The sequence below is a fragment of the Ottowia thiooxydans DSM 14619 genome (assembly GCF_000422885.1).
Taxonomy (GTDB): domain Bacteria; phylum Pseudomonadota; class Gammaproteobacteria; order Burkholderiales; family Burkholderiaceae_C; genus Ottowia; species Ottowia thiooxydans.
This window is the reverse complement of the sequence record NZ_AUGX01000017.1, coordinates 32,745-56,303: the sequence shown is the minus strand read 5'-3', so window position 1 is coordinate 56,303 and position 23,559 is coordinate 32,745. Positions and strand designations below refer to the sequence as shown.

22 protein-coding genes are annotated in these 23,559 nt (G+C 58.5%); 15 read left to right on the top strand and 7 right to left on the bottom strand.

Going from position 1 to position 23,559, the window contains the following annotated elements; all coding sequences use genetic code 11:
* Window positions 1-41: 41 nt before the first annotated feature.
* From gtdA to maiA, 6 genes are all read left to right on the top strand, one after another.
* Window positions 42-1,097: a gentisate 1,2-dioxygenase gene (gtdA, locus tag G518_RS0116230; protein ID WP_028603455.1), complete on the top strand. Its 1,056-nt coding sequence runs from the start codon at window positions 42-44 to the stop codon at window positions 1,095-1,097.
* A 35-nt stretch (window positions 1,098-1,132) separates the two neighbouring features.
* Window positions 1,133-1,828 carry a fumarylacetoacetate hydrolase family protein gene (locus tag G518_RS0116225; protein WP_028603454.1) on the top strand — a complete coding sequence of 232 codons (696 nt, stop codon included), beginning with the start codon at window positions 1,133-1,135 and terminating at the stop codon, window positions 1,826-1,828.
* A 39-nt stretch (window positions 1,829-1,867) separates the two neighbouring features.
* Window positions 1,868-3,172, top strand: coding sequence for an aromatic ring-hydroxylating dioxygenase subunit alpha (locus G518_RS0116220; RefSeq protein WP_028603453.1), 1,305 nt, complete (start codon window positions 1,868-1,870; stop codon window positions 3,170-3,172).
* Window positions 3,173-3,174: 2 nt separating this feature from the next.
* Window positions 3,175-3,663, top strand: coding sequence for an aromatic-ring-hydroxylating dioxygenase subunit beta (locus G518_RS0116215; RefSeq protein WP_028603452.1), 489 nt, complete (start codon window positions 3,175-3,177; stop codon window positions 3,661-3,663).
* Between the two features lie 7 nt (window positions 3,664-3,670).
* The gene (locus G518_RS0116210; RefSeq protein WP_028603451.1) at window positions 3,671-3,991 is read left to right on the top strand and encodes a non-heme iron oxygenase ferredoxin subunit; all 321 of its coding nucleotides are present in this window, start codon (window positions 3,671-3,673) and stop codon (window positions 3,989-3,991) included.
* Window positions 3,992-4,077: 86 nt separating this feature from the next.
* Window positions 4,078-4,725: a maleylacetoacetate isomerase gene (maiA, locus tag G518_RS0116205; protein ID WP_028603450.1), complete on the top strand. Its 648-nt coding sequence runs from the start codon at window positions 4,078-4,080 to the stop codon at window positions 4,723-4,725.
* 218 nt (window positions 4,726-4,943) lie between these two features.
* Here maiA and G518_RS0116200 read toward each other — a convergent pair whose 3' ends face one another.
* Window positions 4,944-5,783, bottom strand: coding sequence for an IclR family transcriptional regulator (locus G518_RS0116200; RefSeq protein WP_028603449.1), 840 nt, complete (start codon window positions 5,781-5,783; stop codon window positions 4,944-4,946).
* Between the two features lie 158 nt (window positions 5,784-5,941).
* Here G518_RS0116200 and G518_RS0116195 point away from each other — a divergent pair, with 158 nt between their 5' ends.
* Genes G518_RS0116195 through G518_RS0116185 form a run of 3 tightly spaced genes read left to right on the top strand, consistent with a single transcriptional unit; the run spans window position 5,942 to window position 9,236 of the window.
* Window positions 5,942-7,600 (top strand): MFS transporter, encoded by a 1,659-nt coding sequence (locus tag G518_RS0116195; RefSeq protein WP_028603448.1) that lies wholly within the window; start codon window positions 5,942-5,944, stop codon window positions 7,598-7,600.
* Window positions 7,601-7,624: 24 nt separating this feature from the next.
* The gene (locus G518_RS0116190; protein ID WP_028603447.1) at window positions 7,625-8,587 is read left to right on the top strand and encodes a carbon-nitrogen hydrolase family protein; all 963 of its coding nucleotides are present in this window, start codon (window positions 7,625-7,627) and stop codon (window positions 8,585-8,587) included.
* Between the two features lie 13 nt (window positions 8,588-8,600).
* Entirely contained in the window at window positions 8,601-9,236 is a 636-nt protein-coding gene (locus tag G518_RS0116185; RefSeq protein WP_028603446.1) for a flavin reductase family protein, read from the top strand.
* A 53-nt stretch (window positions 9,237-9,289) separates the two neighbouring features.
* Here G518_RS0116185 and G518_RS0116180 read toward each other — a convergent pair whose 3' ends face one another.
* The 4 genes from G518_RS0116180 to G518_RS0116165 form a co-directional block, all read right to left on the bottom strand.
* Window positions 9,290-10,081, bottom strand: coding sequence for an IclR family transcriptional regulator (locus G518_RS0116180; RefSeq protein WP_051236835.1), 792 nt, complete (start codon window positions 10,079-10,081; stop codon window positions 9,290-9,292).
* Between the two features lie 78 nt (window positions 10,082-10,159).
* A complete protein-coding gene (locus G518_RS0116175) occupies window positions 10,160-11,140 on the bottom strand; it encodes a Bug family tripartite tricarboxylate transporter substrate binding protein (RefSeq protein ID WP_028603444.1) in 981 nt (326 codons plus the stop codon).
* Window positions 11,141-11,224: 84 nt separating this feature from the next.
* Entirely contained in the window at window positions 11,225-11,398 is a 174-nt protein-coding gene (locus G518_RS39365; RefSeq protein ID WP_169457955.1) for a DUF2783 domain-containing protein, read from the bottom strand.
* Window positions 11,398-13,092: an FAD-dependent monooxygenase gene (locus G518_RS0116165; RefSeq protein ID WP_028603443.1), complete on the bottom strand. Its 1,695-nt coding sequence runs from the start codon at window positions 13,090-13,092 to the stop codon at window positions 11,398-11,400. Before G518_RS0116165 ends, G518_RS39365 begins: the two co-directional genes overlap by 1 nt.
* 155 nt (window positions 13,093-13,247) lie before the next feature.
* Between G518_RS0116165 and G518_RS0116160 the strand changes: the two genes are divergently transcribed.
* The 3 genes from G518_RS0116160 to G518_RS0116150 all read left to right on the top strand — a co-directional run bounded on the left by G518_RS0116160 (window position 13,248) and on the right by G518_RS0116150 (window position 16,704).
* Window positions 13,248-14,414, top strand: a complete 1,167-nt coding sequence (locus tag G518_RS0116160) for a homogentisate 1,2-dioxygenase (RefSeq protein WP_028603442.1) — start codon at window positions 13,248-13,250, stop codon at window positions 14,412-14,414.
* A gap of 20 nt (window positions 14,415-14,434) precedes the next feature.
* On the top strand, window positions 14,435-15,580 hold the full coding sequence (locus G518_RS0116155; protein ID WP_028603441.1) for an alpha/beta hydrolase: 1,146 nt from the start codon (window positions 14,435-14,437) through the stop codon (window positions 15,578-15,580).
* A gap of 98 nt (window positions 15,581-15,678) precedes the next feature.
* Complete coding sequence (locus G518_RS0116150) at window positions 15,679-16,704, top strand: YeiH family protein (protein ID WP_028603440.1); 1,026 nt, start codon at window positions 15,679-15,681, stop codon at window positions 16,702-16,704.
* Window positions 16,705-16,791: 87 nt separating this feature from the next.
* Here the strand turns inward: G518_RS0116150 and G518_RS41310 are convergent, their stop codons facing one another.
* Window positions 16,792-19,182 (bottom strand): hypothetical protein, encoded by a 2,391-nt coding sequence (locus G518_RS41310; protein ID WP_169457954.1) that lies wholly within the window; start codon window positions 19,180-19,182, stop codon window positions 16,792-16,794.
* 409 nt (window positions 19,183-19,591) lie between these two features.
* Between G518_RS41310 and G518_RS35460 the strand changes: the two genes are divergently transcribed.
* The 3 genes from G518_RS35460 to panD all read left to right on the top strand — a co-directional run bounded on the left by G518_RS35460 (window position 19,592) and on the right by panD (window position 22,730).
* Entirely contained in the window at window positions 19,592-20,719 is a 1,128-nt protein-coding gene (locus G518_RS35460; protein WP_051236831.1) for a serine hydrolase domain-containing protein, read from the top strand.
* A 193-nt stretch (window positions 20,720-20,912) separates the two neighbouring features.
* Entirely contained in the window at window positions 20,913-22,145 is a 1,233-nt protein-coding gene (locus G518_RS0116130; RefSeq protein ID WP_028603438.1) for an MFS transporter, read from the top strand.
* A gap of 204 nt (window positions 22,146-22,349) precedes the next feature.
* Entirely contained in the window at window positions 22,350-22,730 is a 381-nt protein-coding gene (gene panD, locus G518_RS0116120) for an aspartate 1-decarboxylase (protein ID WP_028603436.1), read from the top strand.
* A 155-nt stretch (window positions 22,731-22,885) separates the two neighbouring features.
* Here the strand turns inward: panD and G518_RS0116115 are convergent, their stop codons facing one another.
* Entirely contained in the window at window positions 22,886-23,542 is a 657-nt protein-coding gene (locus G518_RS0116115; protein WP_051236829.1) for a GNAT family N-acetyltransferase, read from the bottom strand.
* Window positions 23,543-23,559: the final 17 nt, after the last annotated feature.

Below are 23,559 nucleotides of genomic sequence, written 5' to 3'. Positions count from 1 at the left end.
GGCGCCCGCCAGCCACGATTGCCTAGACATCGGAGCCAACTATGAACGCCAGACCCCCCGAACTCCATTCCCCTGAAGCGCTGGCTGAACGCAAGGCTTATTACGAGCGTATCGGCCAGGGCAGCATGACGCCCTTGTGGGAAGTGCTGGGCGCGCTGGTGCCGCCGCAGCCGCGCTCGCCGGCTGTCCCTCATCACTGGGCCTATGCAGATGTTCGCAGCCAGGTCATGGAGGCTGGCCAACTAATCAGCGCAGCGGAGGCCGAGCGCCGCGTGCTCATTCTTGAGAACCCCGCACTGCGTGGCCAATCCTGCATTACGCAGTCGCTGTACGCGGGCCTGCAGCTCATCATGCCTGGTGAGGTGGCGCCGGCACACCGCCACACGCAGACTGCGCTGCGCCTCGTGCTTGACGGCGAGGGTGCTTACACCGCTGTGGACGGTGAGCGCACCACCATGCGCCGCGGCGACTTCATCATCACTCCGGCCTGGACCTGGCACGATCACGGCAATCTCGGTCAGGAGCCGGTGGTCTGGCTCGACGGCCTGGATATTCCCATTGTGCGGTTTCTCGATGCTGGCTTCGCTGAGAAAAGCGAGTCTGAATACCAGGCTGAGACGCGCCCTGAAGGTGATGCACTGGCCCGCTACGGCTCCAACATGGTGCCGGTTGATTTTTACCAACAGCCTGCCGAGCCGACCAAGGTGTTCGTCTATCCCTGGGAGCGCACCATCGCCTCGCTCAAGGCGGTCGCCCGTGGCACGCCTGAAGCCCATTTTGGTCACAAGCAGCGTTACGTTAACCCGGCCACTGGCCGCTCACCCATGCCCACTATGGCTGCGTTCTCGCAGTTGTTGCCGGCCGGGTTTGAGACCCAACCCTACCGCTGTACCGACGGCACGGTCTACGTCTGCCTGCAAGGCAGTGCACAGGCCAGCGTGGAAGGGCGCGACTACACGCTGCAAGAAAACGATGTGCTCGTTGTGCCCTCTTGGCACAGCCTCCAACTGCGCGCTGGCCCTGAGACTGTGCTCTTCAGCTACTCCGACAGGCCCGTTCAGCAGGCACTTGGCCTATGGCGTGAGCAGCGCGCCTGAAACCCTCCGGTTATTGAATTAATCCACGAACCCATATGAACTACGCCATTGCCCCCGCCGCTGTGACCTCTCTTGCCGTAGCTGGCATCACCGAGCGCTTTCCCGTTAACCGCATCTTCTGTGTTGGCCGCAACTATGCCGCCCATGCGCGCGAGATGGGCAAAGACCCAGAGCGCGATCCGCCGTTCTTTTTCATGAAGCCGGCCAACGCCGCAGTGGATGCCTCGGCGCCCGTGACTGTTCCCTACCCACCCAAGACGGCCAATTTCCACCATGAGATCGAACTCGTGGTGGCCATTGGCACCGGCGGTAAAGACATCGCGGTGGGAGACGCCCTGAAGCATGTCTACGGTTACGCCACTGGCCTTGATATGACGCGCCGCGATCTGCAGCTCGATGCCCGCGACAAAGGTCGGCCGTGGGAATTTGGCAAGTCCTTCGCGCAGTCGGCCCCTGTGGGGAGCATTGGCCGAGTGGCAGATGTGGGCCATGTAGGGGAGGGCGCTATCAGCGTCACCGTCAATGGCGATGCGCGTCAGTCGTCTGACGTCGCCAAGCTGATCTGGTCCGTGTCTGAGTGCATTGCCTATCTCAGCGAGTACGAAACCTTGGAGCCCGGCGATCTGATCATGACCGGCACGCCCGAAGGTGTGAACGCCGTGGTTGCCGGCGATGTGATGCAGGGCGACATCGCAGGGCTGGCCGGTATCACCGTGACTGTGGCAAGCTGAGACCGCAGCGTTCCTGGTAGTCAGAAAAGGAGACAAGTGATGAGCACCACCGAAAACGAAACCGGGACGGCCGCCAACGCGCCCACCTTCCCGATCAAGCTTCAGTGGGAATCCGAGGGTACGAGCCGGATTCCTTTCATGGCGTACACAGACCCTGATCAGCACAAGAAGGAGCTTGAACGCTTCTTCTATACCAAGCACTGGAATTACGTGGGTTTGGAGGCCGAGGTACCCAATGCCGGGGACTTCAAACGGACGGTGGTGGGCGAGCGCTCGGTCATCATGGTGCGCGACGTGGATGGTGGCATCAGCGTGGTCGAGAACGTTTGCGCTCACCGGGGTATGCAGTTTTGCCGCGAACGCCACGGGAACAAGAAAGATTTCGTGTGCCCCTATCACCAGTGGAGCTACACCCTCAAAGGTGATCTGCAAGGTGTGCCGTTTCGGCGAGGTGTGAAGCAGGATGGCAAGGTCAATGGTGGCATGCCCGCCGACTTCAAGAACGTAGAGCATGGCCTGACCAAGCTCAAGGTTGCTACGCGCGGCGGTGTGGTGTTTGCAAGCTTTGATCATGGCGTTGAGTCGCTCGAAGACTTTCTGGGCCCTGTCATCCTGGGCTACTTCGATCGTCTTTTCAACGGGCGCCAATTGAAGATCCTGGGATACAACCGCCAGCGTATTCCCGGCAACTGGAAGCTGATGCAGGAGAACATCAAGGACCCGTACCACCCAGGCCTGCTTCATACGTGGTTCGTCACTTTCGGTCTCTGGCGTGCTGACAACAAGAGCGAGCTGAAGATGGATGCAAAGCACCGTCATGCGGCCATGATTTCCACGCGCGGTTCCGCTGGAAAGGCGACCGAGGGTGCTTCACAGGTTACCCAGGTTTCCAGCTTCAAGGAGAGCATGCAGCTCCACGACCCTCGCTTCCTGGATATCGTGCCTGAACCCTGGTGGAATGGGCCGACGGCGGTGATGACCACGCTCTTTCCCAGCGTTATCTTGCAGCAGCAGGTCAACAGCGTCTCCACGCGCCACATCCAGCCTGATGGTCACGGCTCCTTTGATTTCGTCTGGACGCACTTTGGCTTTGAGGACGATACGCAGGAAATGACACAACGGCGCTTGCGCCAAGCCAACTTGTTTGGCCCGGCTGGCTTTGTGTCCGCGGACGATGGTGAGGTGATTGAGTTGTCGCAGATGGGCTTTGAGCAAAAGCCTTCGCACCGCACTCTGGTGGAGATGGGTGGTCGTGCGGTTGAGGACACCGATCACATGGTGACTGAGACATTGATCCGCGGCATGTACGAGTACTGGCGGGAAATCATGGAAGCGGAGGAGTGAGTATGACGCGCGCACCTGACATCGGCTTTGCCGACTACCTTCAGATCACCCAGCTCTATGCCGACTATGCCCAGGCGGTGGATTCTGGTAACTGGGATTTATGGCCTGAGTTCTTCACCGATGAATGCGTCTACAAACTGATCCCGCGTGAGAACCATGAACGAGGATTTCCGCTGGCTACGCTTTTCTTCGAGAGCAAAGGCATGCTGAAAGACCGTGTCTATGGCATTCGCGAAACTCTGTTTCACGACCCCTACTATCAACGCCATGTGGTGGGCGCACCGCTGATCCACAAGGCCGAGGCGGACCGCTTTGAGGTTGAAGCCAACTACGCTGTGTTCCGCACCAAGCTCTCGCAGGAGTCGACGGTCTTCAACGTGGGCCGTTACCTTGACGTCATTGTGCGCACGCCCGAAGGCATGAAGTTTTCTCAGCGCCTGTGCGTCTACGACAGCGAAATGATCCCCAATTCCGTCATCTATCCCATCTGAGCCCACCATGAACGACACATCCTGGATCGATGCAACCGACGAAGACAGCGTGCCCGAGGACGATGTCGTCGGTGTGCAGGTCGCCGGCCGCGACATTGCTCTCTACAAAGTCGAGGGCAGTGTTTATGCCACAGACAACATCTGCACCCATGGCCATGCGCGGCTGTGCGATGGCTTCCTTGATGGCTTTGAGATCGAATGCCCTTTGCACCAAGGGAAGTTCGACGTGCGAGACGGCAAGGGCACCTGCGCGCCCATTACAGAAGATGTGCGCAGCTACCCTGTGCGTATCGAAGGCGGTCGCGTCTTCCTGCAACTGGGTGAATGACGGACTTACTCTGCGCCGCTCATTGAGCGCGGCCCAGCACCCGCTTCGTCACGCCTCTTACTCCAACGTTTCAGTCACGGCCGTATATGACACGAATCCTCCACACTTACTTTCGTAGCTCCGCTGCCTACCGCGTTCGCATCGCGATGAACCTTAAGGGCCTGGCTGCCGAGCAGGTCTTTGTTCATCTGACGCGCAACGGTGGTGAGCAGTTCACTGAAGCTTTTCGCGCACTCAATCCGCAGGGGCTGGTCCCTGTTCTGCTGGATGATGGTGTCACGGTGAGCCAGTCGTTGGCCATCATGGAATACCTCGATGAAGCCTATCCAGACCGCCCGCTACTGCCGAAGGCGGTAGGTGACCGCGCTTTCGTGCGCCAGCTTTCTCTGGGTATCGCGTGCGATATCCACCCTCTTAATAACCTGCGCGTGTTGAAGTACCTCACCACTACCTTGGGTGTAGATGAGGCGGCAAAGTCAGCCTGGATCGCGAACTGGATCACGCAAGGCTTGGAAGCGGTGGAGGCGGAGTTGGTACGCCGCCCGGCATCGGCATTCTGCTTAGGTGACACCCCCACCATGGCCGATTGCTGCCTGGTGCCTCAAGTGTTCAGCGCTCAACGTTTCAATGTCGATCTGTCGCACTGCCCCACCGTGCTCCAGGTGTATGCGAACTGCCAAGCCCTGCCCGCATTCGCGGACGCACAGCCTTCTCGTCAGCCGGACGCTGAGTGACCGGCGCTTGATATCAATTTGCTATCAAAAATATAAGCCGACCACGCTGAGGCATATGTTTTCCGTTAATCGAAAAGTGGCGTTCAATCGATAAAAAACCGTTCAGGCTGAGCTTGTCGAAGCCTTGCGCGGCGCTTCGACAAGCTCAGCGTGAACGGGTGTAGTGGGTCTCCCCGTATGAGAGGACGTCTCAGCGCTTGTCGATCGCGGCATCGCTCTCAAGGCGATATCATGGCTTTCGTCCACCCAGCCACTTCCGAAATGGACTGAGCCTTTTCGATCAAGACGCGAGCTGTGTCGGAGTCAAGGTCATCGTCCAATGAGCCTACCGGCCCCATCACAGTGATGGCTGCTTTCATTTCCCCAAGCATGTCGAAAATCGGTGCTGACATGGAGGTGAAGTGCGGCAGCAGGGCGTCCCGGCAACGGCTCATGTGGTGGGTGAGCACTTCCTGGCGCATGGCTTCCACATCGCGCATGGAGTACTTTTTCTCTTCGCCGCTTTTCCGCATGCTGGCAAGTTCCTGATCCAGCAGGTCACGGGTGCTGGCGGCGGGCAAATGGGCCAGAAAATTGCGGCCTAACGCCGATGAAAGCAACGGTAGCACGCTGCCCACACGCAACTCCAGCAGCGGGCGGCTGCGACTACCTTCTACCCGGTACACGATGGTCGGGCCCTTGTTGCCCCACACGCCCAGGAATACGGTCTGCCCGGTGATGGCTGCCAGTTCCGCCATGGCTGGGCGAGCGGTGGTGAACACATCGAATTGCTCCAGTGCCGCCAAACCCAGACGCAGTGCATAAGGGCCGAGGCCGTAGAAGCCCGTGTCTGCCTGCTGGTGCGCGAGCCCCACTTTTTGAAAACTCACCAGGTAGTAGTGCACGTTGGGCACGGTGAGTTTGCAGGACTCCGCCAGTTCTTTGAGTGGCAGCGGGCGGCCCGCCTGGCGAATGGCATCCAGGATGCGGAACCCCACCTCGATGGACTGTATGCCTCGGCGGGCACTGGCTGGCTTGGGCTCGCCGCCTTTGTCAGCCTTAGTCGACGTTCTCGCCATTCGATTTCCTCGTGTCCTGATCAGTTGAGTTTAGCAGTGCAGGGGTGAGGCTTATGACGGTGAATACGGGTTGTCCCTAATAGGAGAGTTTGGGATCTGAAATTGATAATAGTTAACGCATACAGCATTATCAATTTTCAACGCAGGGACTCAGCAACATGCAAGCGAACATTGCGCAGCCATCGGGAGGTCAGGAACAGACCCTGAATCGCAAGGAGGAACGTCAGGTTGTACTGGCTTCCACTCTTGGAACTTTGTTCGAGTGGTACGACTTCTTCATCTACGGCTCGCTTGCTGTATTCATGAGTCAGGTGCTGTTTCCCCAAGACAACCCCACCGTGGCCTTGCTGGCTGCGCTGGGCGCTTTGGCGGTGGGTTTCATCATTCGCCCCTTGGGCGCGGTGATGTTTGGCTACCTGGGTGACAAATGGGGCCGCAAGTACACCTTCCTGATCACTGTGGTGATGATGGGCGGTGCTACGGTCTTGATCGGCTGTCTTCCCACGTATGAGTCGGTAGGCCATCTCTCGTGGATCTTGCTGTTGACCCTGCGTGTGATTCAAGGCCTGGCAGTAGGCGGTGAGTACGGCGGTGCGGTGATTTACGTGGCTGAGCATTGCGAGCCCAAGCGCCGCGGCTTACTGACGGGCTGGATTCAGATCACCTCGTCTGCGGGTCTGATTCTTTCGCTGGTCGTTATCTTGTTGACCCAGGCGTCGATGAGCCCTGAAGACTTCCGCCAGTGGGGCTGGCGCCTGCCGTTCATTCTGTCGATCGTGATGCTGGCCATTTCGGTCTACGTGCGCGCCAAGCTGCATGAGTCGCCGGTGTTCACCCGCATGAAGCAGGAAAACCGCCTCTCCAAGAACCCGGTGAAGGAGACCTTCGGTCAATGGTCCAGCATGCGTCTGGTGCTGATTGCTTTGATTGGCGTGACTGCAGGGCAGGGTGCTACTTACTTCACGGGCCAGTTCTACGTGATGATTTTCCTGCAGCAAGCCGCGCAGATTGATCAGAAGACGGTGTATGAGCTGGTGGTGCTGGGCTTTCTCATCGGCGCGCCTACGTTCGTGTTGTTTGCATGGCTGTCTGACAAGATTGGCCGCAAGTGGATCATGATGACAGGCCTGTTCGTAGCCGCGCTGGGTTACCACGCCATGTTTGGTGCCCTGCTCAAGGCTGGCAACCCTGAGCTCGCGCAAGTGATGCAGAGCACGCCAGTTCGGATCCATGCTGACACCAGTGGAGGTGTTTGTGATTTCGGTTTGCAGGCGGCCTTGGTGAGCGCGCACCCGGATCACAAGAAGGTGTGTGTGCAGGCCAAGAAGTTGCTGGTTTCCAAAGGGATCAACTTTGAATACGCCGCACCGCTGGAAGGACAGAATATCGCGATGACGGTGGGCAACACTACGGTGAATGGCTTTGATGCCAAGGCTTACTCCGCGGCGCTAAAAGATGCCGGCTATCCACAGCGTGCTGACCCAGCGCGTATTGACCGGTTCACCATCGTACTGATTCTGGTGCTGATGACGGCAGTGGTTGCTATGGTGTACGGCCCGGTGGCTGCCTACCTGGTGGAGCTGTTCCCGGCTCGCATCCGCTATACCGCGCTGTCTTTTCCATATCACATTGGTGCGGGCATTTTTGGGGGTATCGTTCCGTTTACGGCTACCTATCTGGCACAGGCCAGCGGGAATATCTTCGGTGGCCTGATGTACCCGGTGGTGGTGACGGCCGTGGTTGGTGTGATCGGTTCGATTCTGCTGCCCAACACGCGCGCCAAAGCCATCGATGAAGAATATGTGCCTCGGGCTTGAGGCCACACGATTGAGAGCGAAGACATGAACAATCACAATCCATTCAAAGTCGCCGTCATCCAGGCAGCCTCGCTGCCGCAGGACAGCATGGCCACGGCACGCAAGGCGGTGGGGCTCATTCAAGAAGCTGCTGCCAACGGGGCCAAAGTGATGGTGTTTCCCGAGGCGTTTTTGGGTGGTTACCCCAAAGGCAACTCCTTCGGCGCCCCCATCGGCATGCGCAAGCCAGAAGGCCGTGACGCCTTTGCAAGGTACCACCGCCAAGCCATCCGCCTGGATGGCGAGGAAGTGGCGTTGATCGAGCAAGCGGCCATAGAGACAGATTCCGTGGTCGTGATCGGCTGCATTGAGGTGGACGGTGGAACGCTTCACTGCACCGTGCTGTACTTCAACGGCAAACAGGGTTTTGTGGGCAAGCACCGCAAACTCATGCCGACTGCGGCCGAGCGGTTGATCTGGGGCTTTGGCGATGGTTCCACCATGCCCGTCATCGAAACGGCCTATGGCCGCGTGGGTGCGGTGATTTGCTGGGAGAACTACATGCCCATGCTGCGCACCTACATGTACAGCCAGGGCGTGGCAATCTACTGCGCACCCACCGCGGATGATCGCGACACCTGGATCCCCAGCATGCGCCATATCGCCCTGGAGGGCCGCTGCTACGTACTCACTTCATGCCAGCATTTGCGCCGTGACGCGTACCCGGAAGATTTCGAGTGCGCGCTGGGCAATGCGCCTGACACCGTGCTGATGCGCGGTGGCAGCGCCATCATCGGCCCGCTTGGCGAGGTGCTGGCGGGGCCAGACTACAGCGGAGAAACTATTTTGTACGCCCAGGTTGATCCCAACGAGATCCTGCGTGGCAAGTACGACTTCGACGCTACAGGGCACTATTCGCGCCCTGATATTTTCCAACTGCATGTGGATACGCGTTCCAAACAGGCGGTGGTGTTAAGCGCACCGGTGCAACCGGTTTCGGAGAGCTGAGGAGAGTTGATTCATGTATTTTGATTTTGGGGCCCAACCGGCGCAGACCAACTACAACCTCCTCACCGCTACCGTCACCCCGCGTCCTATCGCATGGGTGACGACGCGTTCCAGTGCAGGGGTGGTGAACGCAGCGCCTTACAGCTTCTTTAACGTCATGGGCCATAAGCCGCCTACGATCGCGCTGGGCATGATGCGCCACCCGAGTGGCTCACTGAAGGACACGGCAGCGAATATTCTGGAGACCGGAGAGTTCGTCGTAAATCTGGTTCCAGAAAGTCTGGTCCTGCAGATGAACCAGACCTGTGCGGACTACCCGTCGGAGGTCAACGAGCTGGAGCAGGCCGGGCTGGTTGCTCTGCCCGCCCGGCATGTGAAGGCGCCGCTGATCCAGGGCAGCCCAGTGTCCCTGGAATGCGTGGCGCTCACGTCACTCGTCACCGGGCCTCATCAAACGGTTGTGATTGGGCGGGTGCTGGCAGCGCATATTGAGGATGCGCTGGTGCTGGATGCGGAACAAGGCTTCGTCAACACGCCAGCACTTGGGCTGATCAGCCGTATGCATGGGGGCGGTTGGTATTCGCGCAGTACTGACCTATTCCAAGTGACACGGCCTGTGGAGCCAGAAATGGCAGTAAAAGGCTCCTGATCAAGCTTTGTGATCTCAGGTGACGCTGATGCAGTCAAGACTCAGCGTTGCCTTCAGGCTTGCCCAGCCTCTTTGGAAATTGCGCGCGCCGCCTCCATCAGGCGCGGCGCAATCTTTTCGCGCATCACACGCTCGGTCAGCAAATAGGCTGGACCTCCGCAACTGACGGCGTATAACTCGCCGCCAGGGCCGTGAACGGGTACACCGATCGCGTGCATGTCGCGGTGCCAATCGCCAAAGGAGGAGCAATAACCGTACTCTGCATACTCGCGTTCAGCTTCTTGCAGTTTGGCGGCTTGTTTGCGCCAATCCTTACCGGCGGCCTGCCGCAGCTCGGTCAGAAGGTCTGTACGTGCGGGCGCATCCACCGCAGCGGTGTACACGCGCCCCATGGCAGACGAAGAAATGGCAAGCCGCAGTCCGACATCCAGGCGCGAAAGGATGACGGCTGAATGGGGCCGGATAGCGTCAATGACGACAATGTCCAATCCTTCTCGCACACCCATGTGCACGGAAGCGCCGGCAAACTCCGCCACCTCGGCCAGATGCAAGCGGGCATGGCTGCGCAGATCGAACTTTCGCAGATAAGCGCTACCCAATTCCATCACCCCTGCCCCAAGGGTAAAGCGCTCGCTGTCTGCCTGTTGCCTCAGATAGCCCGCCGCGACCAAGGTGGCGGCCAGGCGCGATACGGTGGCCTTGGGGATTTTGGTGGCATCTGCCAGTTCACGGTTGCTGAGAGCTCCCGGCGCTCTGGCGACGACTGCCAGCACGGCAAGGCCGCGTGCAAGCGCACTGACCTCGTCCTTGGAGGTAGCGGTGGGGTTCAGCATGTCGTCGGTCATGGCGTGGATCAGGAAGCGGGCATTGGACTTGATTCTAGAGGCGGACTTCCACCCGGAGCGTGGCCCTGCGCTCTTAGCTCAATCTGCCCGGATGTTCAGGCGGCGCATGACTGTGCCCCACTGAGCGCTGTCTTCGCGCATCATCCGGGCATGCTCTTCAGGCGTGCTCGCCACGACCGTTGAGCCACCACGCACATACATGTCCGAGACTTCTGGCGAGCGAACGGCTTTCATGAGCTCGCTGTTGAGCTTGTTCACTATCTCTTTGGGCGTGCCTACAGGAACGAAGAACTGTTCCAGCCCTGGGAGATCAATGCCGGCCACGCCGGCTTCGGTCAGCGTGGGCACATCAGGAATCGCCGGCAGACGTTCCTTGTCAGCTACGCCGAGGATCTTGACAAGGCCACCCTTGGCATTGGATATGGCGGTGCTTGGGCCGTCGAAGACGAACTGGATCTGGCCCGCCAGCAGATCGCGCACGGCATCGGTACTGCCCTTGTAGGGAACGTGCACGATATCGATGCCGGCATTGGCTTTGAGCAGCTCGCCGTTCACATGGCCAGACGAACCCAGGCCATATGAGCCGTAGTTGATTTTTCCTGGGTTGGCTTTGGCATAGGAGACCAGCTCCTTGAGTGTGCTGTACGGTGCTTTTGGAGTGGCCACCAGTATCGTTCGAGTGCGCGCTGCCACCCCAACCGGCGTCATATCCTTGAAGACATCGAACGGGGGCTTTTCGTACAGGTGGGGCAGTTGGCTGGTCGTGACCGTGATCGTGTAGAGCACGGTGTAGCCATCCGCAGGGGAGCGCATCAGTTCACGCACGGCGATGCCTGTGGATGCGCCTGGCTTGTTTTCCACCATCACAGGAATGCCCAGCTGCTGCGACAGCTTGTTGGCAATGGCCCGTGCTTGCACATCGGAAGAGCCTCCGGGTGAAAGAGGCGAGATGATGCGCAGCACCTTGCCCTTTTGCGGGAATGGGTCCGCTGCGTGCGCTGGCAGGGCCGCACAGACCAGGAAGGTCGCCAGGCCCAGGATGCGTGTCAATGTGCTCATGTCATGTCTCCTTGTTGTAAGTTCGAGATCACCGTGGTTGCGTGCCCCGATGCACGGGCTTGAGAAACGGGAGGCTGCACGCGTTCAATCTGTTTGCAAAGCAATTTCAATCGCTTCGTCTACGGCATGCCGTGCACCTACCCGCTTCATCAGCAGGAGCGTCAACCGCGCCAGCGCCATCTGCACCTGTGATGGATCGAGCGGGCCGAGCTTTTCACATAGTTTGGTGTAGAGCGCGTCCAGGTCTTCTTCATTCATCACATGGTCTCCATTTCTGCTTGCAGTACGCGTTCCAGCGCTTGCCCGATGACGGAAGGCGCAGGGCATTTCCAGCGCCCCATGACGTGTCCATCTGGTCGCACGAGGTAGACCGTGCCGGGCACCGCGTCATACATGGTGAAAAGCCGGCCTGGAGCATCGACGGCTGATGCGCTGCCGGACTTCGTACGTGTGATCGCATGAGCTTGCAAGGGCACGCGTGACGACAGCTCGGCGACGGCGTCTGCCCAATCCGTGGGCAAGGACTCGTCTTCGCTGAAATAGAGCACGGTGAACTGCGGTTTCAACAAATCGGTAAGGTGGCCTGGTTTGCCTTGCAGTTCCAGCGGGCATTCGAGAAGGATGTCGCCAGGGCGTGGGCCGCGTGTGAACACGTCCGTGGCTTCTGCCGGAATATTCAGCGGAGACTTCACCAAAGGAATGGCAGAGTGTTGCCGTGGGTTCAGCAGGCTGCTGAACCAGGGGTCTTTCTCGCACAAGGACAGCACGGCGTTGCGCATCAAACGCGCGGCCGGCGCGGGCGGCGCCATGAACTCGGCGCTCTTGGATGCAAAGCGGTGGTTCTCGCGCGCTGCGTAGACCCGCTCGCTGCTGTAGGTTTCCAGCAATGGAGGCGCCGCCAGACCTCTCACCACAAAGGCCAGTTTCCAGGCCAGATTGTGGGCATCATCAATGGCGGAATTCATGCCACGCACACCAAAGATCGGCACCAGGTGCGCGGCGTCTCCTGCGAACAGAACTCTGTTGTGCCAATAGCGTTCCAGGGTCATGGCGCTGGCCCGGTACAGGCTCATCCATACAGGCTTCCATTCTTTGTGGATGCCCATCATCTCCAGATGCCTGTTCACCTGTGCGAACACGCGCTCGGGCTTCATTTCCTCGACCTCGTCGTCGTCGTCCTGCAATTGGTAGTCAAAGCGCAGCATGCCGCCGGGCTTTTTGTACATGAGCAAAGTGCCGCCCGGCTTGGAAGGTGGATCGAACCAGCAGCGCCGCCCCACCGGCAGGCCTTCGGTGTCGATTCGGATATCAATGATCACGTAGCGGCCTTCGTGACGGTGGCCTTGCAAGCGCAGGTCCATCATGTCGCGCACCGTGCTGCGCCCGCCGTCACAGGCCACCAGCCAATCGGTTTCCAGGGCATAGTTTCCCTGCGGTGTTTGCACCTCCAGGCGAACGCAATCCCCCAGCTGTTTCACCTTGTCCACACGGCTTTGCCAACGCAGATCTATCAGGTCGCTGCGGCGTTTGGCCGCATCTACAAGGCATTGTTCGATGTAGTTCTGCAGGTGGCTGATAGCCGGTGGATGTTTCTGGCTATCGTCGTGCGGCATCTGAAGCCGGAAGACTTCGCGGTCACGGAAGTAGGTCCAACCTGTGCTCCACGCGTGGCCCGTGCGCATCACTTCATCGATGACCCCCAACTGCTCCAGGATCTCCAACGTGCGCCGCGTAAAGGCGCCCGCTCGGCTCCCTGAGCACACCGTGTCGTCAGATTCGAGCACCACGCTCGCTACGCCGTGATTGGCCAGGCCCAGAGCTAGCGCCAGCCCCGTGGGGCCACCTCCAGCAATTACCACGCTGTGGCGTTGGGTGTCGCAGCCATCGGTAAGTTCCGGCACGCGTGCAGCGTGGTGGGTGTACGGAAAGTACTCCTCGAAAGTCAGTTCCATCTCGTCCTCAATCGGATCGCGCTGTGCGGCGACCAATGACGGCGATATTATTTTGGAACACTGTTTTATTTTATTGTCGTAAACCCGGATGACACTTTTCTGAGTGCTCTATACGCTCGGCGTCATTAAATTCCTTCCATTGCCCTGTTCCTACCATGCCTTATTTCATGCAGATGGGTGACATCCCACGCAAGCGCTTCTCTCAGTTCCAGCGTCCCGAAGGTGGCCTCTACGCGGCAGAGGTCATGGGTGAGGAGGGCTTTTCTTCGAACATGTCGCTCCTTTACCATCGCCACGCGCCAGCGGCTGTGACGAAGTGCGATGTGGTGGTGGATGCACGCGAGAGCCTGACCCCCAATCACCCCCTGCTGCCACGCCTGTTCACCACAAGTGGCCTTCAGACCGTGGCTGACCCCGTGCTCGATCGCACCGTGCTGTGTGGAAACGCAGACGTACGGGTGTCGTTCATGGTCAGCGATCAGCCTTCCTCTCTTTACCGAAATGCAGAAGGCGGTGAGTTGCTCTACGTTCATGACGGGTCTGCACGCCTGGAGACAGTCTTCGGCAGCATTGATGTGTCCCGCGGCGACTATGTGGTCATCCCCAAGGCGACCACTCACCGCTGGGTGCCCACAGGGAGCGAGCCACTTCGAGCGCTGGTCTTTGAGACTGCAGGCCATGTGCGGCCACCACGTCGTTACCTCACGGCATACGGGCAGTACAACCAGGAGGCCCCTTACTCAGAGCTGGATCTGCGTCGCCCGCAAGGCCCCTTGTTGACGGAAGGCCGTGATGTCGAGGTGCTCGTCAGGAACCGAAATGGCCTGACCCGCTATACCTATCAACGCCACCCGTTCGATGTAGTGGGCTGGTTTGGGTGCAACTATCCGTATGCACTGAATATCTCTGATTTCTCTCCTATCACTGGCAGTTTTCACCGGCCTCCGCCAGTCCACCAAGTGTTCGAAGCGCCGGGCTGCGTGTTCTGCAACTTCGTGCCTCGCATGCTTGACTATGACCCCCGGGCCATGCCCATTCCTTCCTATCACTCGAACGTGGATTCAGATGAATTGATCTTTTATGCCGAAGGAAATTTCTTCAGCCGAAAAGGCAGCGGTGTTGAGCGCGGGGCCTTGAGCTTGCATCCCGCCGGCCACATCCACGGGCCGCACCCAGATGCTTATCAGGGGGGGGCGGCACGTGTAGGCCAACACACGGAGGAGTGCGCCGTGATGCTCGACACCTTCAAGCCATTACTGCTTGGCGGCGCCGCCTTGCGCAGTGAACGTCCTGATTACTACACGTCTTGGAACGCACGCTGATGCAGGGAGATTCCAAAAAAATGAACAGACGCGAACTCTTGGCTGTTCCCATGCAGAGCACGGGAGAGATGGATGTGCAGTCTGGCGTGGCACGCCGCGCTGGCTTGCTGTGGTGTACACGGCATCGGGCGTCAGGCATTGGTGGGCCTATTGCCAAGACTGCCGTGGTGGTGGTTCACCCTTCGTCCAACTTCATGGGGCACTATGCGCTGGATGCCTTGGCCGAATGTGGCGTGGATGCCGTCGGCATGAGCACACGTTATATCGGCAATGAGGCCATGCTGATACTTGAGCACTGCGTGGTGGACATAGGCTCTGTCATACGCCACCTGCGCAACGAGGGCTATCAGCGTGTGGTGCTGATCGGTAACTCAGGTGGCGGGGGCCTGGTGGCGCTCTATGAAAACCAGGCAGAAAAGCCCACCATCAAAGCGCCGCCGGCGGGCGGCCCGCCGGATCTGACCAAGGCGGATCTTCCACCAGCGGATGCGCTCATCATGCTGATGGCGCACCCTAGCCGCAACATCGTGCTCACCGAGAAGTTGGACCCGGCCATTCTGGATGAGCATGAACCTTTCCGCCGTGATCCCGAGCTAGACCTTTTTAATCCAGACCTCAAACCGCCTTACACCGCCGCTTTTCTGGAGCGCTACAAGGCAGCTCAGCTAGCGCGCAGTGAACGCATTACACAATGGGCGCTTGATCAGCTTGCGCTGCTGAAGGTCAGAGCAGACCCTCGCTTGGACGATCTTCCTTTTGTGGTGCACGGCACCATGGCAGATCCGCGTAACCTGGATCTGACGCTTGATCCATCTGACCGCGCAGCCACTACGCAATGGGGGCCGCCTGCAGTGGCTAATTTCATACCTGCTTCGATTGGCCACTACACCAGCTTGCGCTCCTGGCTTTCGCAGTGGAGCATGCGTCTATCCAACGGCCATGGCCCGGAGCGCCTGAACACGGTGCAAGTTCCCGTGCATGTGATCTATGGCACGGCCGATCCAGGTTGCTATCCCGGCCACGCAAAGATGCTGTATGAAGGTGTGAAGCACGATCGGAAGTGGCTCACACCGATTCAAGGTGCCAAGCATTACCTCTTTGATCAGCCGGAGCACAAGCAGACCTGTTGCAAGCTGATTGCAGAGTGGTGCCACGCGCTGCCGTGATGCTGGGGCAAATCCCCCAAATCAATCGATATTAATGGTCAATTTGATCTGAATTATTCGCTTTTTTGCCTTATGAGAAAAACATATGCTCATAGTCAATGAAGTCATATAGCGCTTTTCTCAGGTTCCGCCCGGGCGTAGGTCCCGCTGTCAGCAACTTGGCCAACCTCTGGCCTGGCTTCCTGGTTTGCATCGTTGTTGCGCTGGCGGCCACCTTCATTTCGGATCATCATGGCGGCCCTCAGCTGCTTTATGCACTCCTGATTGGCTTGGCGTGCAACTTCCTGGCAGGGGTTGATCGCGTCATGGCTGGTGTTTCGGTTTGCGCACGTACCGGGCTCCGGTGCGGGGTGGCGCTTCTGGGGGCGCGCATCACGGTGGATCAGGTGGCTAGCCTCGGTGTAGCCACGGGCGTGGGCATTGCTGCATCTGTTGTGGCCACCATCGTTTTTGGCGTGCTCCTGGCCAAGCTCATGAAGCGGCCACAGGTCGAGGGGATCGTCTCGGGTTGTTCGGTAGGCATCTGTGGCGCATCCGCAGCCCTGGCTGTGTCGGCAGCTTTGCCTCCCACCAAGGAAAACGAGCGGTTCACGCTCCTGGCCGTAGTGGGGGTTACGCTGCTATCGACCATTGCCATGGTGCTTTATCCGCTGATCCTCAGCGTGCTGGAGACGCCAGCGCGCGTCTCGGGCGTACTGCTGGGTGGGACCATTCATGACATCGCGCAGGTAGTGGCGGCTGGGCTCATCTTAGGCCCTGAGGCAGGGGAAACGGCCACGATCGTCAAGCTCTTCCGCGTGGCGCTGCTGGTTCCTATCGTGGCTGTGATTGCCGTGCTCTACCGCGATCGATCAAGCGCATCAGTGGGCTCTCGTGTACCGGCGTTCCCAGCCTTTCTGTTGTGGTTTCTGTTTTTTGTGATCCTGACCTCGGCGGGTGTCATAGGAGCGCAGACTGCTGCCGTGGCAAGCGATGCATCCCGCTGGTTGCTGGTGGCCGCCATTGGGGCAGCAGGGATCAAAACCAACTTTGCTGATCTCATGAAGCTGGGTTGGCGCCCAGTGGTCATGCTGCTCAGTGAGACGATTTTCATCGCGGCCATCGTGTTTGCCTGGGCCGTATAGAGCACCTGATTTCACGGTCAGGCGCAAGGGCTTAAACGAAGCCCTGATGAAACCAAAGTTCTGTGTGAAAGTGATGCCAGGGTAGCTTCAGGGCCGGCGCCTTTGCACCCACACCAGGCCTATGAGGCCACTCAGCATCATCACTGCCCAGCCTTCCAGCGTAGGTACTGGCGCTATCGTGACAACCGGGGTGGGGATAGGGGGAGGGATAGGGATAGGGTCCAGAATATCCAGTTGAACGAATGTAGGGGCACCCATGGGCAGATACGAGAGCGAATATCTTGCCGGGGTTGCTCCTGTGAATGTCACAGAGTCAAAGGCGCCTGCGATTCCCGCTGATGAAAGTATGGTGTACGAGCCAGCCCGGTTTGCCGCCGGATCGAGATTGACTTCCAGGGTGCCGGCCAGACTTGCGAGGCCAATAACCGATATCAGGGATGCACCACCTGTGTTGATCGTGGTGCGAACAGCGCTTTGTTCTGAGGATGCCAGCACCAAAGACCCAAGAGTTAGCGTCGCTCCTGGGTCAGGGTAAATAACGCCCGCATTGGTAAAGACAGTGCCGGTTAAACGCCCCGTTCCGCTCAGCGTGCTCTTTTGATCGCTGAAGCTGCTATTTCTCATCACGAAAACGGGTGCTTGATTAATTTCACCATTGACTTTGAAATCGGCATTCTCGACGAGGATGCTTCCCTCGTAAGTCGAATTTCCGTTGTAAATAACGCGCCCGTTGCCTCGAACAAAAATACTTGTACCACCAGCGCCGAAGCTGGTGTCATCAACAAATGCGACTTGTTCGCCCAAGGTCAAAAGATCCGCAGCGTCATGGGCCAAAAACGTGAGTGAAGCAGTACTGCGCAGGAAAATGCTTTCTCCTAACGCCGATCCATCCGTGCCATCCGTCGCACCCCCTGAAGCGCCCGTGCCGCGAATTCCTGCTTGAGTGGAATTGTTGGAGGTGTCAAAGGTGGTGGGCACGCCGGGAATTGCCTGCACAGTGAAATTAAGGTTGCTATCTATAAAGATAGCTCCACCCAGGCCACTTCCTCCGCCGCCACCGCCGCCACCGAAGGTGCCGGAGTTCATGCCGACCCCACCAGAGCCTCCGCCCAGGCGGCCGATATCGGCTCCACCTGCGGAGGCCTCGCCGTTAGACGGGCCACCACCGGCGCCACCACCGCCGCCGAGAGAGTTACCACCTCCGGAGGGCGTCATGGCAGACCAATTGGTTCCACCGCCACCGCCTCCACCGCCAATACCACCCGAGCCGCCTTTTTGTGAGTAGTCGATGTCATAGGCGCCAGAACCAGCGCCGCCACCACCGCCACCGCCGTAACCACCATTTCCGCCTTGGCCATCAACATCGTTGGTAACAGCAGTGACGACTATTCCAGATCCACCACCTCCCGCACCATCTCCTCCGTTTCCAGCAGAAGGGGTGGCGAGTGCACGCGCAGCGATGGAGCCCTGAGCTGTTATGCCATTTGATCCAGAGCTTCCGCCGCCGCCACCCCCCGGGGCACCAAATTCACTAGATGGCGCTCCGCCGCCGCCGCCGCCTGCACGAGATCCCCCGTTATGGCCGGCACCGCCGAAACCCGCAGTGATGGAGAGGCCAAATCCATTGCCATCTAATCCAGGGGTCTGATCCGAACCACCATTCCCAAGGTTGAATAGCAGCCCCAAGGTGGCGCGGGATCCCAGGCCGCCGCCTCCACCGCCTCCACCTCCATGCACGTCGTTCGTCGACAAGCTGACTGCGCCACCATCTCCGCCAAAGCCGCCGCCGCCGCCACCGCCGGTTGAGCCTATTGTCGAAATGGAGCCACCGTTCCCGCTGAAACCACCGCCGCCACCGCCACCTTCGTGGCCTGTGAGCGTCCCCCCGGCGTAACTCCCCCCATTTCCTCCAATAGCCGAGGCGTTTTTGATCGACACATTGAGCAAGGTGACAGAGGGATTCGAGCCATTCAAAAAGCTTTGAGGCGCGTAAATAGCGCCGCCAGCACCCATGCCCCCGCCGCCCCCGGATATGCCATTCCCCCCATTGCCGCCTTTTGCGGTCAAATTCTGGAGCACCATGTTCTGGAGTTTTACGTTGCCCGTGGGGATGAAAAACCCGCTGTAGGTGCCACCGTTTCCATCAATGGTGACTGTCGATGATGGGCTTGGGTTGCCAATGGTGATATTGACTGGATTGGCTGAATTGTTGATGAGCGGCAAAATTCCATTCAGCTGAATGGTCATCGGAGAGGCGAACACAATTGCGTAGTCATCCGGGATGACGTTCAAATTGCTATTCATCACATTCAACGCATACCGAAAATCACCCACTTCCCCTTGGCCACCAGGATTGTTATCTGAGCTACTCGTGACGGTGAGCGTGGTCAGGGCGAACGCAGGTTGGATGGTGAGCAAGAAAATCAATAGTCCAACCGCCTGGAAGATGGACGATCTTTGGGTCGGAATTGATTTCATGGCGAACATAGGCTCACTTGGTTGATTGAAGGAGAGGCCGCTTCGGCTCAGATGGTTATCCTGAATTTAGAAGCTTTTTGTAACACTGAGCGAAGTAGACCGCATTTGTGTGCCGCCTGCAAGTTGATCTTTCAGGGGCGATTCGCAGATTCAGGACCCGCGGCTAGCCACCAGAAACTGCAAGGAGAGAGTGCGTGCCAGCGTTTCCTCCTCCAAGGGCCGTTGCCTGTGTTGGCAGCTTGGCTTGCGTGCGATTGCAAAGCCTGGGACAACTTTCGTCACTGAGTCCCATGTTTGCTGTGGGCGTCCCAGGTCTGAAAACCTCCACGTCATCGCGGTCATCGATCCCATAGGATGCGTTCAGCGCGATGTTGCGCACAGCTTTAATACACGCCGAAGGAGCACTTTCATGCATTTCGATCCATCACGCCGCCATTTTGGCCGCTTAGCCGGTGCGGCTGCTCTGACTCCTTGGCTGGCTGCGTGTGGCGGTTCAAGCGATAGGGAAATCCGCGAGGAGGAGTACGTCAAGGCGGTCGAAAGCATTTTCACGGACTACCACACCCCGGGCGTTTTGGCGGGCGTCCGCGTCGCTGGCCAAGAGCCATGGGCGGCGGCATTCGGGCTGGCTGATGTGGACGCTAAAATACCCATGGCGCTGAACAGCACGTTCCCCATCCGCAGCATTACGAAGTCCTTCACAGTGACGCTCTTGCTCAGATTGGTTCAAACCGGGCAGTTGGCACTGGATCACAAGATCGGGCGCTATTTCTCAGGTGTGCCCAACGGGGATCTCATCAACCTGGGCGATCTGGCTGGCAATCAGAGCGGGCTTGCGGATTACTCCACGCAGCGGGGCTTTTTTGAGATTTTCATCAGGGATACGCTGCACGTCTGGACGCCACAGGAGCTGTTGGCTTTCTCGTTTGCCGCGGAGCCAGCGTTTCTCCCGGGCGCGCAATACCAATACAGCAATACGAACACGGTGCTTCTTGGCCTGTTGATCGAGCAGGTAACCGGCCAAGCACTGCCGGAGCTGCTGACCGCGCAAATATTCAAACCATTAGGCCTGAGTGGCACGAGCTATCCGTTCACACCGTATCTGCCCGCACCTACGCCAACGTCGTATGCATTGAATGTGCTCACCGGCGAAATCGACGATCAACCCCTCGTCAGCCCCACGTCCCTGGCTGGATCCGGTGCCATGGCCTCCACCCTGGCCGATTTGCTCACATGGGGCGAAGCGTTGGGCGAAGGCCTCCTCCTGAATTCCTCAACCCAGGCGCTTCGCAAATCCATGGCGCGAGATGTCACCAATGGCCCGGAGTACGACCGCTACGGCCTTGGTATCGGTCAGATAGGCGACTGGTGGGGTCACACAGGCACAGGCGTCGGGTTTCAAGTCGCGACTATGAACCACGCTTCAAGCCGCGCCACGATCTCAGTCATGTTGAATGCCTCCCCAGATCCTGACAGCGCGCGGCAGCACTTCAACTTGGCGCAGGAGTTGTTCGAAAGGCTCGCGGCTGTGGTCTAAGGCCTCGTGATGGCAGGAACTCCACAGAGTTTGGCTGATTGTGAGCGATAGGCTTGATTCAGAAGCGCTATTCTCACGATGTCCAGTGAACGTTCGCTGGACATTTCGCGGCCAAACAGCTCTTGATGCTCGTCTTTAGACGTAGGACGGAGGAGAGGATTTGACCGCCTCTCCATTCTCCCCTTGTCTGTTCATGACCGCTAAATCTGCTGCGCTTGGAGCGCCGGACATCTCGTCCACAAACCCTGCCGCTGAAAAATCTAATGGCTTTCTTCTGCCTATCGTAGGCGGAGCAGCGTTTGCCCATCTTCTGAACGACATGATTCAGGCGATGCTGCCGGCCATCTATCCGTTGCTGAAGGCCAATTTTTCGCTGACTTTCGGCCAGATTGGCATCCTTGCGATGGTCTACCAGGTAACAGCCTCTCTGCTGCAGCCGTGGATTGGCATGTATACCGACAAGCATCCCAAGCCGTTCCTCTTGCCTTCCGGTATGGGAATGACCTTCATCGGCATTGTTTTGTTGGCGACGGCGGGAAGCTTCTACATGTTGCTGGTGGCTGCGGCTGTCGTTGGGGTCGGCTCGGCCACGTTTCATCCGGAGGCATCACGAATTGCGCGTTTGGCATCAGGAGGGCGCTTTGGAACGGCGCAATCGACGTTCCAGGTGGGAGGCAATACAGGCTCCGCCATAGGCCCTTTGCTTGCCGCGGCCATCATCATTCCTTATGGGCAAAAAGCAGCGGCCTGGTTCACGGTGGCTGCTGGTGTCGCGATCGTGGTGCTTTACCGGCTGACGATCTGGGTCAAACAGCATGGGGTGGCCAAGGCGAAAAGCCTGGAGAGTGTGCATAAGGAGGGCCTTGCCCGCTCGAAAATCGTTCAAGCGGTGGCGGTCATCTGCATTTTGATGTTCGCGAAGTTCGTCTACATCGCCTCTTTTACGAACTACTTCACCTTCTATCTGATTGAACGCTTCAGTCTCAGCGTGCAGCAGAGTCAGTTGTTCCTTTTCATGTTTCTCGCGTCCGTGGCGGCGGGGACTTTCGCCGGTGGCCCGGTCGGTGACCGGATTGGGCGCAAGGCCGTGATCTGGATTTCGTTCCTTGGCGTGGCTCCCTTTGCTTTGGCGTTGCCTTATGCCAACTTATTCTGGACTGGTGCGCTCTCCATAGCCATCGGACTCGTCATGTCTTCGGCATTTGCCGCGCTGGTGGTTTACGCGCAAGAAGCCGCGCCTGGCCGGGTGGGTCTGGTTTCCGGTTTGATGTTTGGTCTGATGTTCGGCATAGGCGGCATTGGCGCAGCCGGGCTAGGGGAGCTTGCAGACAAGTACGGCATTGTCTGGGTTTATGGTGTGACCAGCTTTTTGCCGTTGCTCGGGGTGGCAACGGCGTTTCTTCCTAGTACCCGCAGGAAGATTTGACTTGGATGTCATGGGTCGGCTCCGAAACCGGGTCTACCCCGTTCGAGCCGATCTCGCGAATCTCTTCAGTCGCGTGGCAGGCCTGGTCAGCGTGATGTGGTGCCATTCTGAGGTACGCTTGCTGCCCAGCGGCTTTGCAGTTCGCGGGCCGGTTCGGCGTAGGCTCCAAGCCTTGCTTGAAGCTCAGATCCAAGGAGGTTTTTCATGTTCCGTACGCTTCTTAAATCCAAGATCCATCGCGCTGCCGCGACGCATAGCGAGCTTCATTACGAGGGCTCGTGCGCGATTGATGAAGACCTCCTGGACGCCGCTGACATTGCAGAGAATGAGCAGGTCCATATCTGGAACGTGAACAATGGTGAGCGCTTCGTCACCTACGCCATCAAGGGGCAACGTGGCAGCGGGATGATTTCCGTGAATGGTTCGGCGGCGCGTCGTGCAGCTATAGGCGATTTGCTCATCATCGCGGCATTTGCTCAGGTGCATGAGGACAAGCTCAGCGAACACAAGCCCAAGCTCGTATTCGTGGATTCGGCCAACAAGCAGGTGGCGTTGCGTCAAGCGGTGCCGACGCAAACTAATTAAAAGGAAATCGCTTTTAATGGATAAACACCGTTTGGGCTGAGCCTGTTGAAGCGCTGCGCAAGGCTTCGACAAGCTCAGCCCGAACGGTTAATATTTTTGAGCGGAGACTAGTTATCAGAGCCAATGGCGGGGCTTCTACGGCTCCTGCTTCTGGGTCAATAAGGCCGCGTCATGTAGACCGCATCATGGCCATAGCTTCGCAAGGCCTTGGTGTTTTCTTCTGTCAGCTCTGCATGTACCGCATATCCCTTGCGTGCCCAATAACTCTGTGAGCCCTGCACGGATACCAATGCCGCGTAACGAGGTGACCAATCACGGGCACTTTCCCACAAGGCAGTGAGCAAAGCTGAAGCCAGACCTTGGGCACCATAGTCAGGGCTCACGGCCATATCGTGCAAGTACAAAGTGTCTTGTAACGCGTCCCCACGCTCCCCTGTTTTGCCCCCCGAGGGGGTTGCTTTTCCATCTTGGGAGCGGCCCTGCGATGGAAAATTCCCATGCAGCGGTGTAATGCTGCCTAGTGTCGAGCGGTAGGCTGCCAGATAGGCCAGGACCACACCCTGCTGCACAACCACGAGGGAACATTGCGCTGGGCATGCCAGGCGAGCACGGTAGGTCTCCATGCTCTCCATGTACCCACTGCCATAGCAAGCTTCTTGCACCTGCATGAGGCCATCCAGGTCATTCAATTCGAGCGGGCGTATATTCCAACGCCTCACTTCGGCGCTGGGTAGATCTGAGAAAGCGTCACGCATGCGCAGATCGTAGCCCACGGCATGCCGCTCTACGCATGCGCGCGAGCCCGCCGTCATCTCGTCAACTGATCCCC

Excerpts from the sequence above, each read along its gene's own strand:
- gtdA (WP_028603455.1), top strand. The coding sequence starts at position 42 with ATGAACGCCAGACCCCCCGAACTCCATTCCCCTGAAGCGCTGGCTGAA.
- G518_RS0116225 (WP_028603454.1), top strand. The coding sequence starts at position 1,133 with ATGAACTACGCCATTGCCCCCGCCGCTGTGACCTCTCTTGCCGTAGCT.
- G518_RS0116220 (WP_028603453.1), top strand. The coding sequence starts at position 1,868 with ATGAGCACCACCGAAAACGAAACCGGGACGGCCGCCAACGCGCCCACC.
- G518_RS0116215 (WP_028603452.1), top strand. The coding sequence starts at position 3,175 with ATGACGCGCGCACCTGACATCGGCTTTGCCGACTACCTTCAGATCACC.
- G518_RS0116210 (WP_028603451.1), top strand. The coding sequence starts at position 3,671 with ATGAACGACACATCCTGGATCGATGCAACCGACGAAGACAGCGTGCCC.
- maiA (WP_028603450.1), top strand. The coding sequence starts at position 4,078 with ATGACACGAATCCTCCACACTTACTTTCGTAGCTCCGCTGCCTACCGC.
- G518_RS0116200 (WP_028603449.1), bottom strand. The coding sequence starts at position 5,783 with ATGGCGAGAACGTCGACTAAGGCTGACAAAGGCGGCGAGCCCAAGCCA.
- G518_RS0116195 (WP_028603448.1), top strand. The coding sequence starts at position 5,942 with ATGCAAGCGAACATTGCGCAGCCATCGGGAGGTCAGGAACAGACCCTG.
- G518_RS0116190 (WP_028603447.1), top strand. The coding sequence starts at position 7,625 with ATGAACAATCACAATCCATTCAAAGTCGCCGTCATCCAGGCAGCCTCG.
- G518_RS0116185 (WP_028603446.1), top strand. The coding sequence starts at position 8,601 with ATGTATTTTGATTTTGGGGCCCAACCGGCGCAGACCAACTACAACCTC.
- G518_RS0116180 (WP_051236835.1), bottom strand. The coding sequence starts at position 10,081 with ATGACCGACGACATGCTGAACCCCACCGCTACCTCCAAGGACGAGGTC.
- G518_RS0116175 (WP_028603444.1), bottom strand. The coding sequence starts at position 11,140 with ATGAGCACATTGACACGCATCCTGGGCCTGGCGACCTTCCTGGTCTGT.
- G518_RS39365 (WP_169457955.1), bottom strand. The coding sequence starts at position 11,398 with ATGAATGAAGAAGACCTGGACGCGCTCTACACCAAACTATGTGAAAAG.
- G518_RS0116165 (WP_028603443.1), bottom strand. The coding sequence starts at position 13,092 with ATGGAACTGACTTTCGAGGAGTACTTTCCGTACACCCACCACGCTGCA.
- G518_RS0116160 (WP_028603442.1), top strand. The coding sequence starts at position 13,248 with ATGCCTTATTTCATGCAGATGGGTGACATCCCACGCAAGCGCTTCTCT.
- G518_RS0116155 (WP_028603441.1), top strand. The coding sequence starts at position 14,435 with ATGAACAGACGCGAACTCTTGGCTGTTCCCATGCAGAGCACGGGAGAG.
- G518_RS0116150 (WP_028603440.1), top strand. The coding sequence starts at position 15,679 with ATGAAGTCATATAGCGCTTTTCTCAGGTTCCGCCCGGGCGTAGGTCCC.
- G518_RS41310 (WP_169457954.1), bottom strand. The coding sequence starts at position 19,182 with ATGAAATCAATTCCGACCCAAAGATCGTCCATCTTCCAGGCGGTTGGA.
- G518_RS35460 (WP_051236831.1), top strand. The coding sequence starts at position 19,592 with ATGCATTTCGATCCATCACGCCGCCATTTTGGCCGCTTAGCCGGTGCG.
- G518_RS0116130 (WP_028603438.1), top strand. The coding sequence starts at position 20,913 with ATGACCGCTAAATCTGCTGCGCTTGGAGCGCCGGACATCTCGTCCACA.
- panD (WP_028603436.1), top strand. The coding sequence starts at position 22,350 with ATGTTCCGTACGCTTCTTAAATCCAAGATCCATCGCGCTGCCGCGACG.
- G518_RS0116115 (WP_051236829.1), bottom strand. The coding sequence starts at position 23,542 with ATGACGGCGGGCTCGCGCGCATGCGTAGAGCGGCATGCCGTGGGCTAC.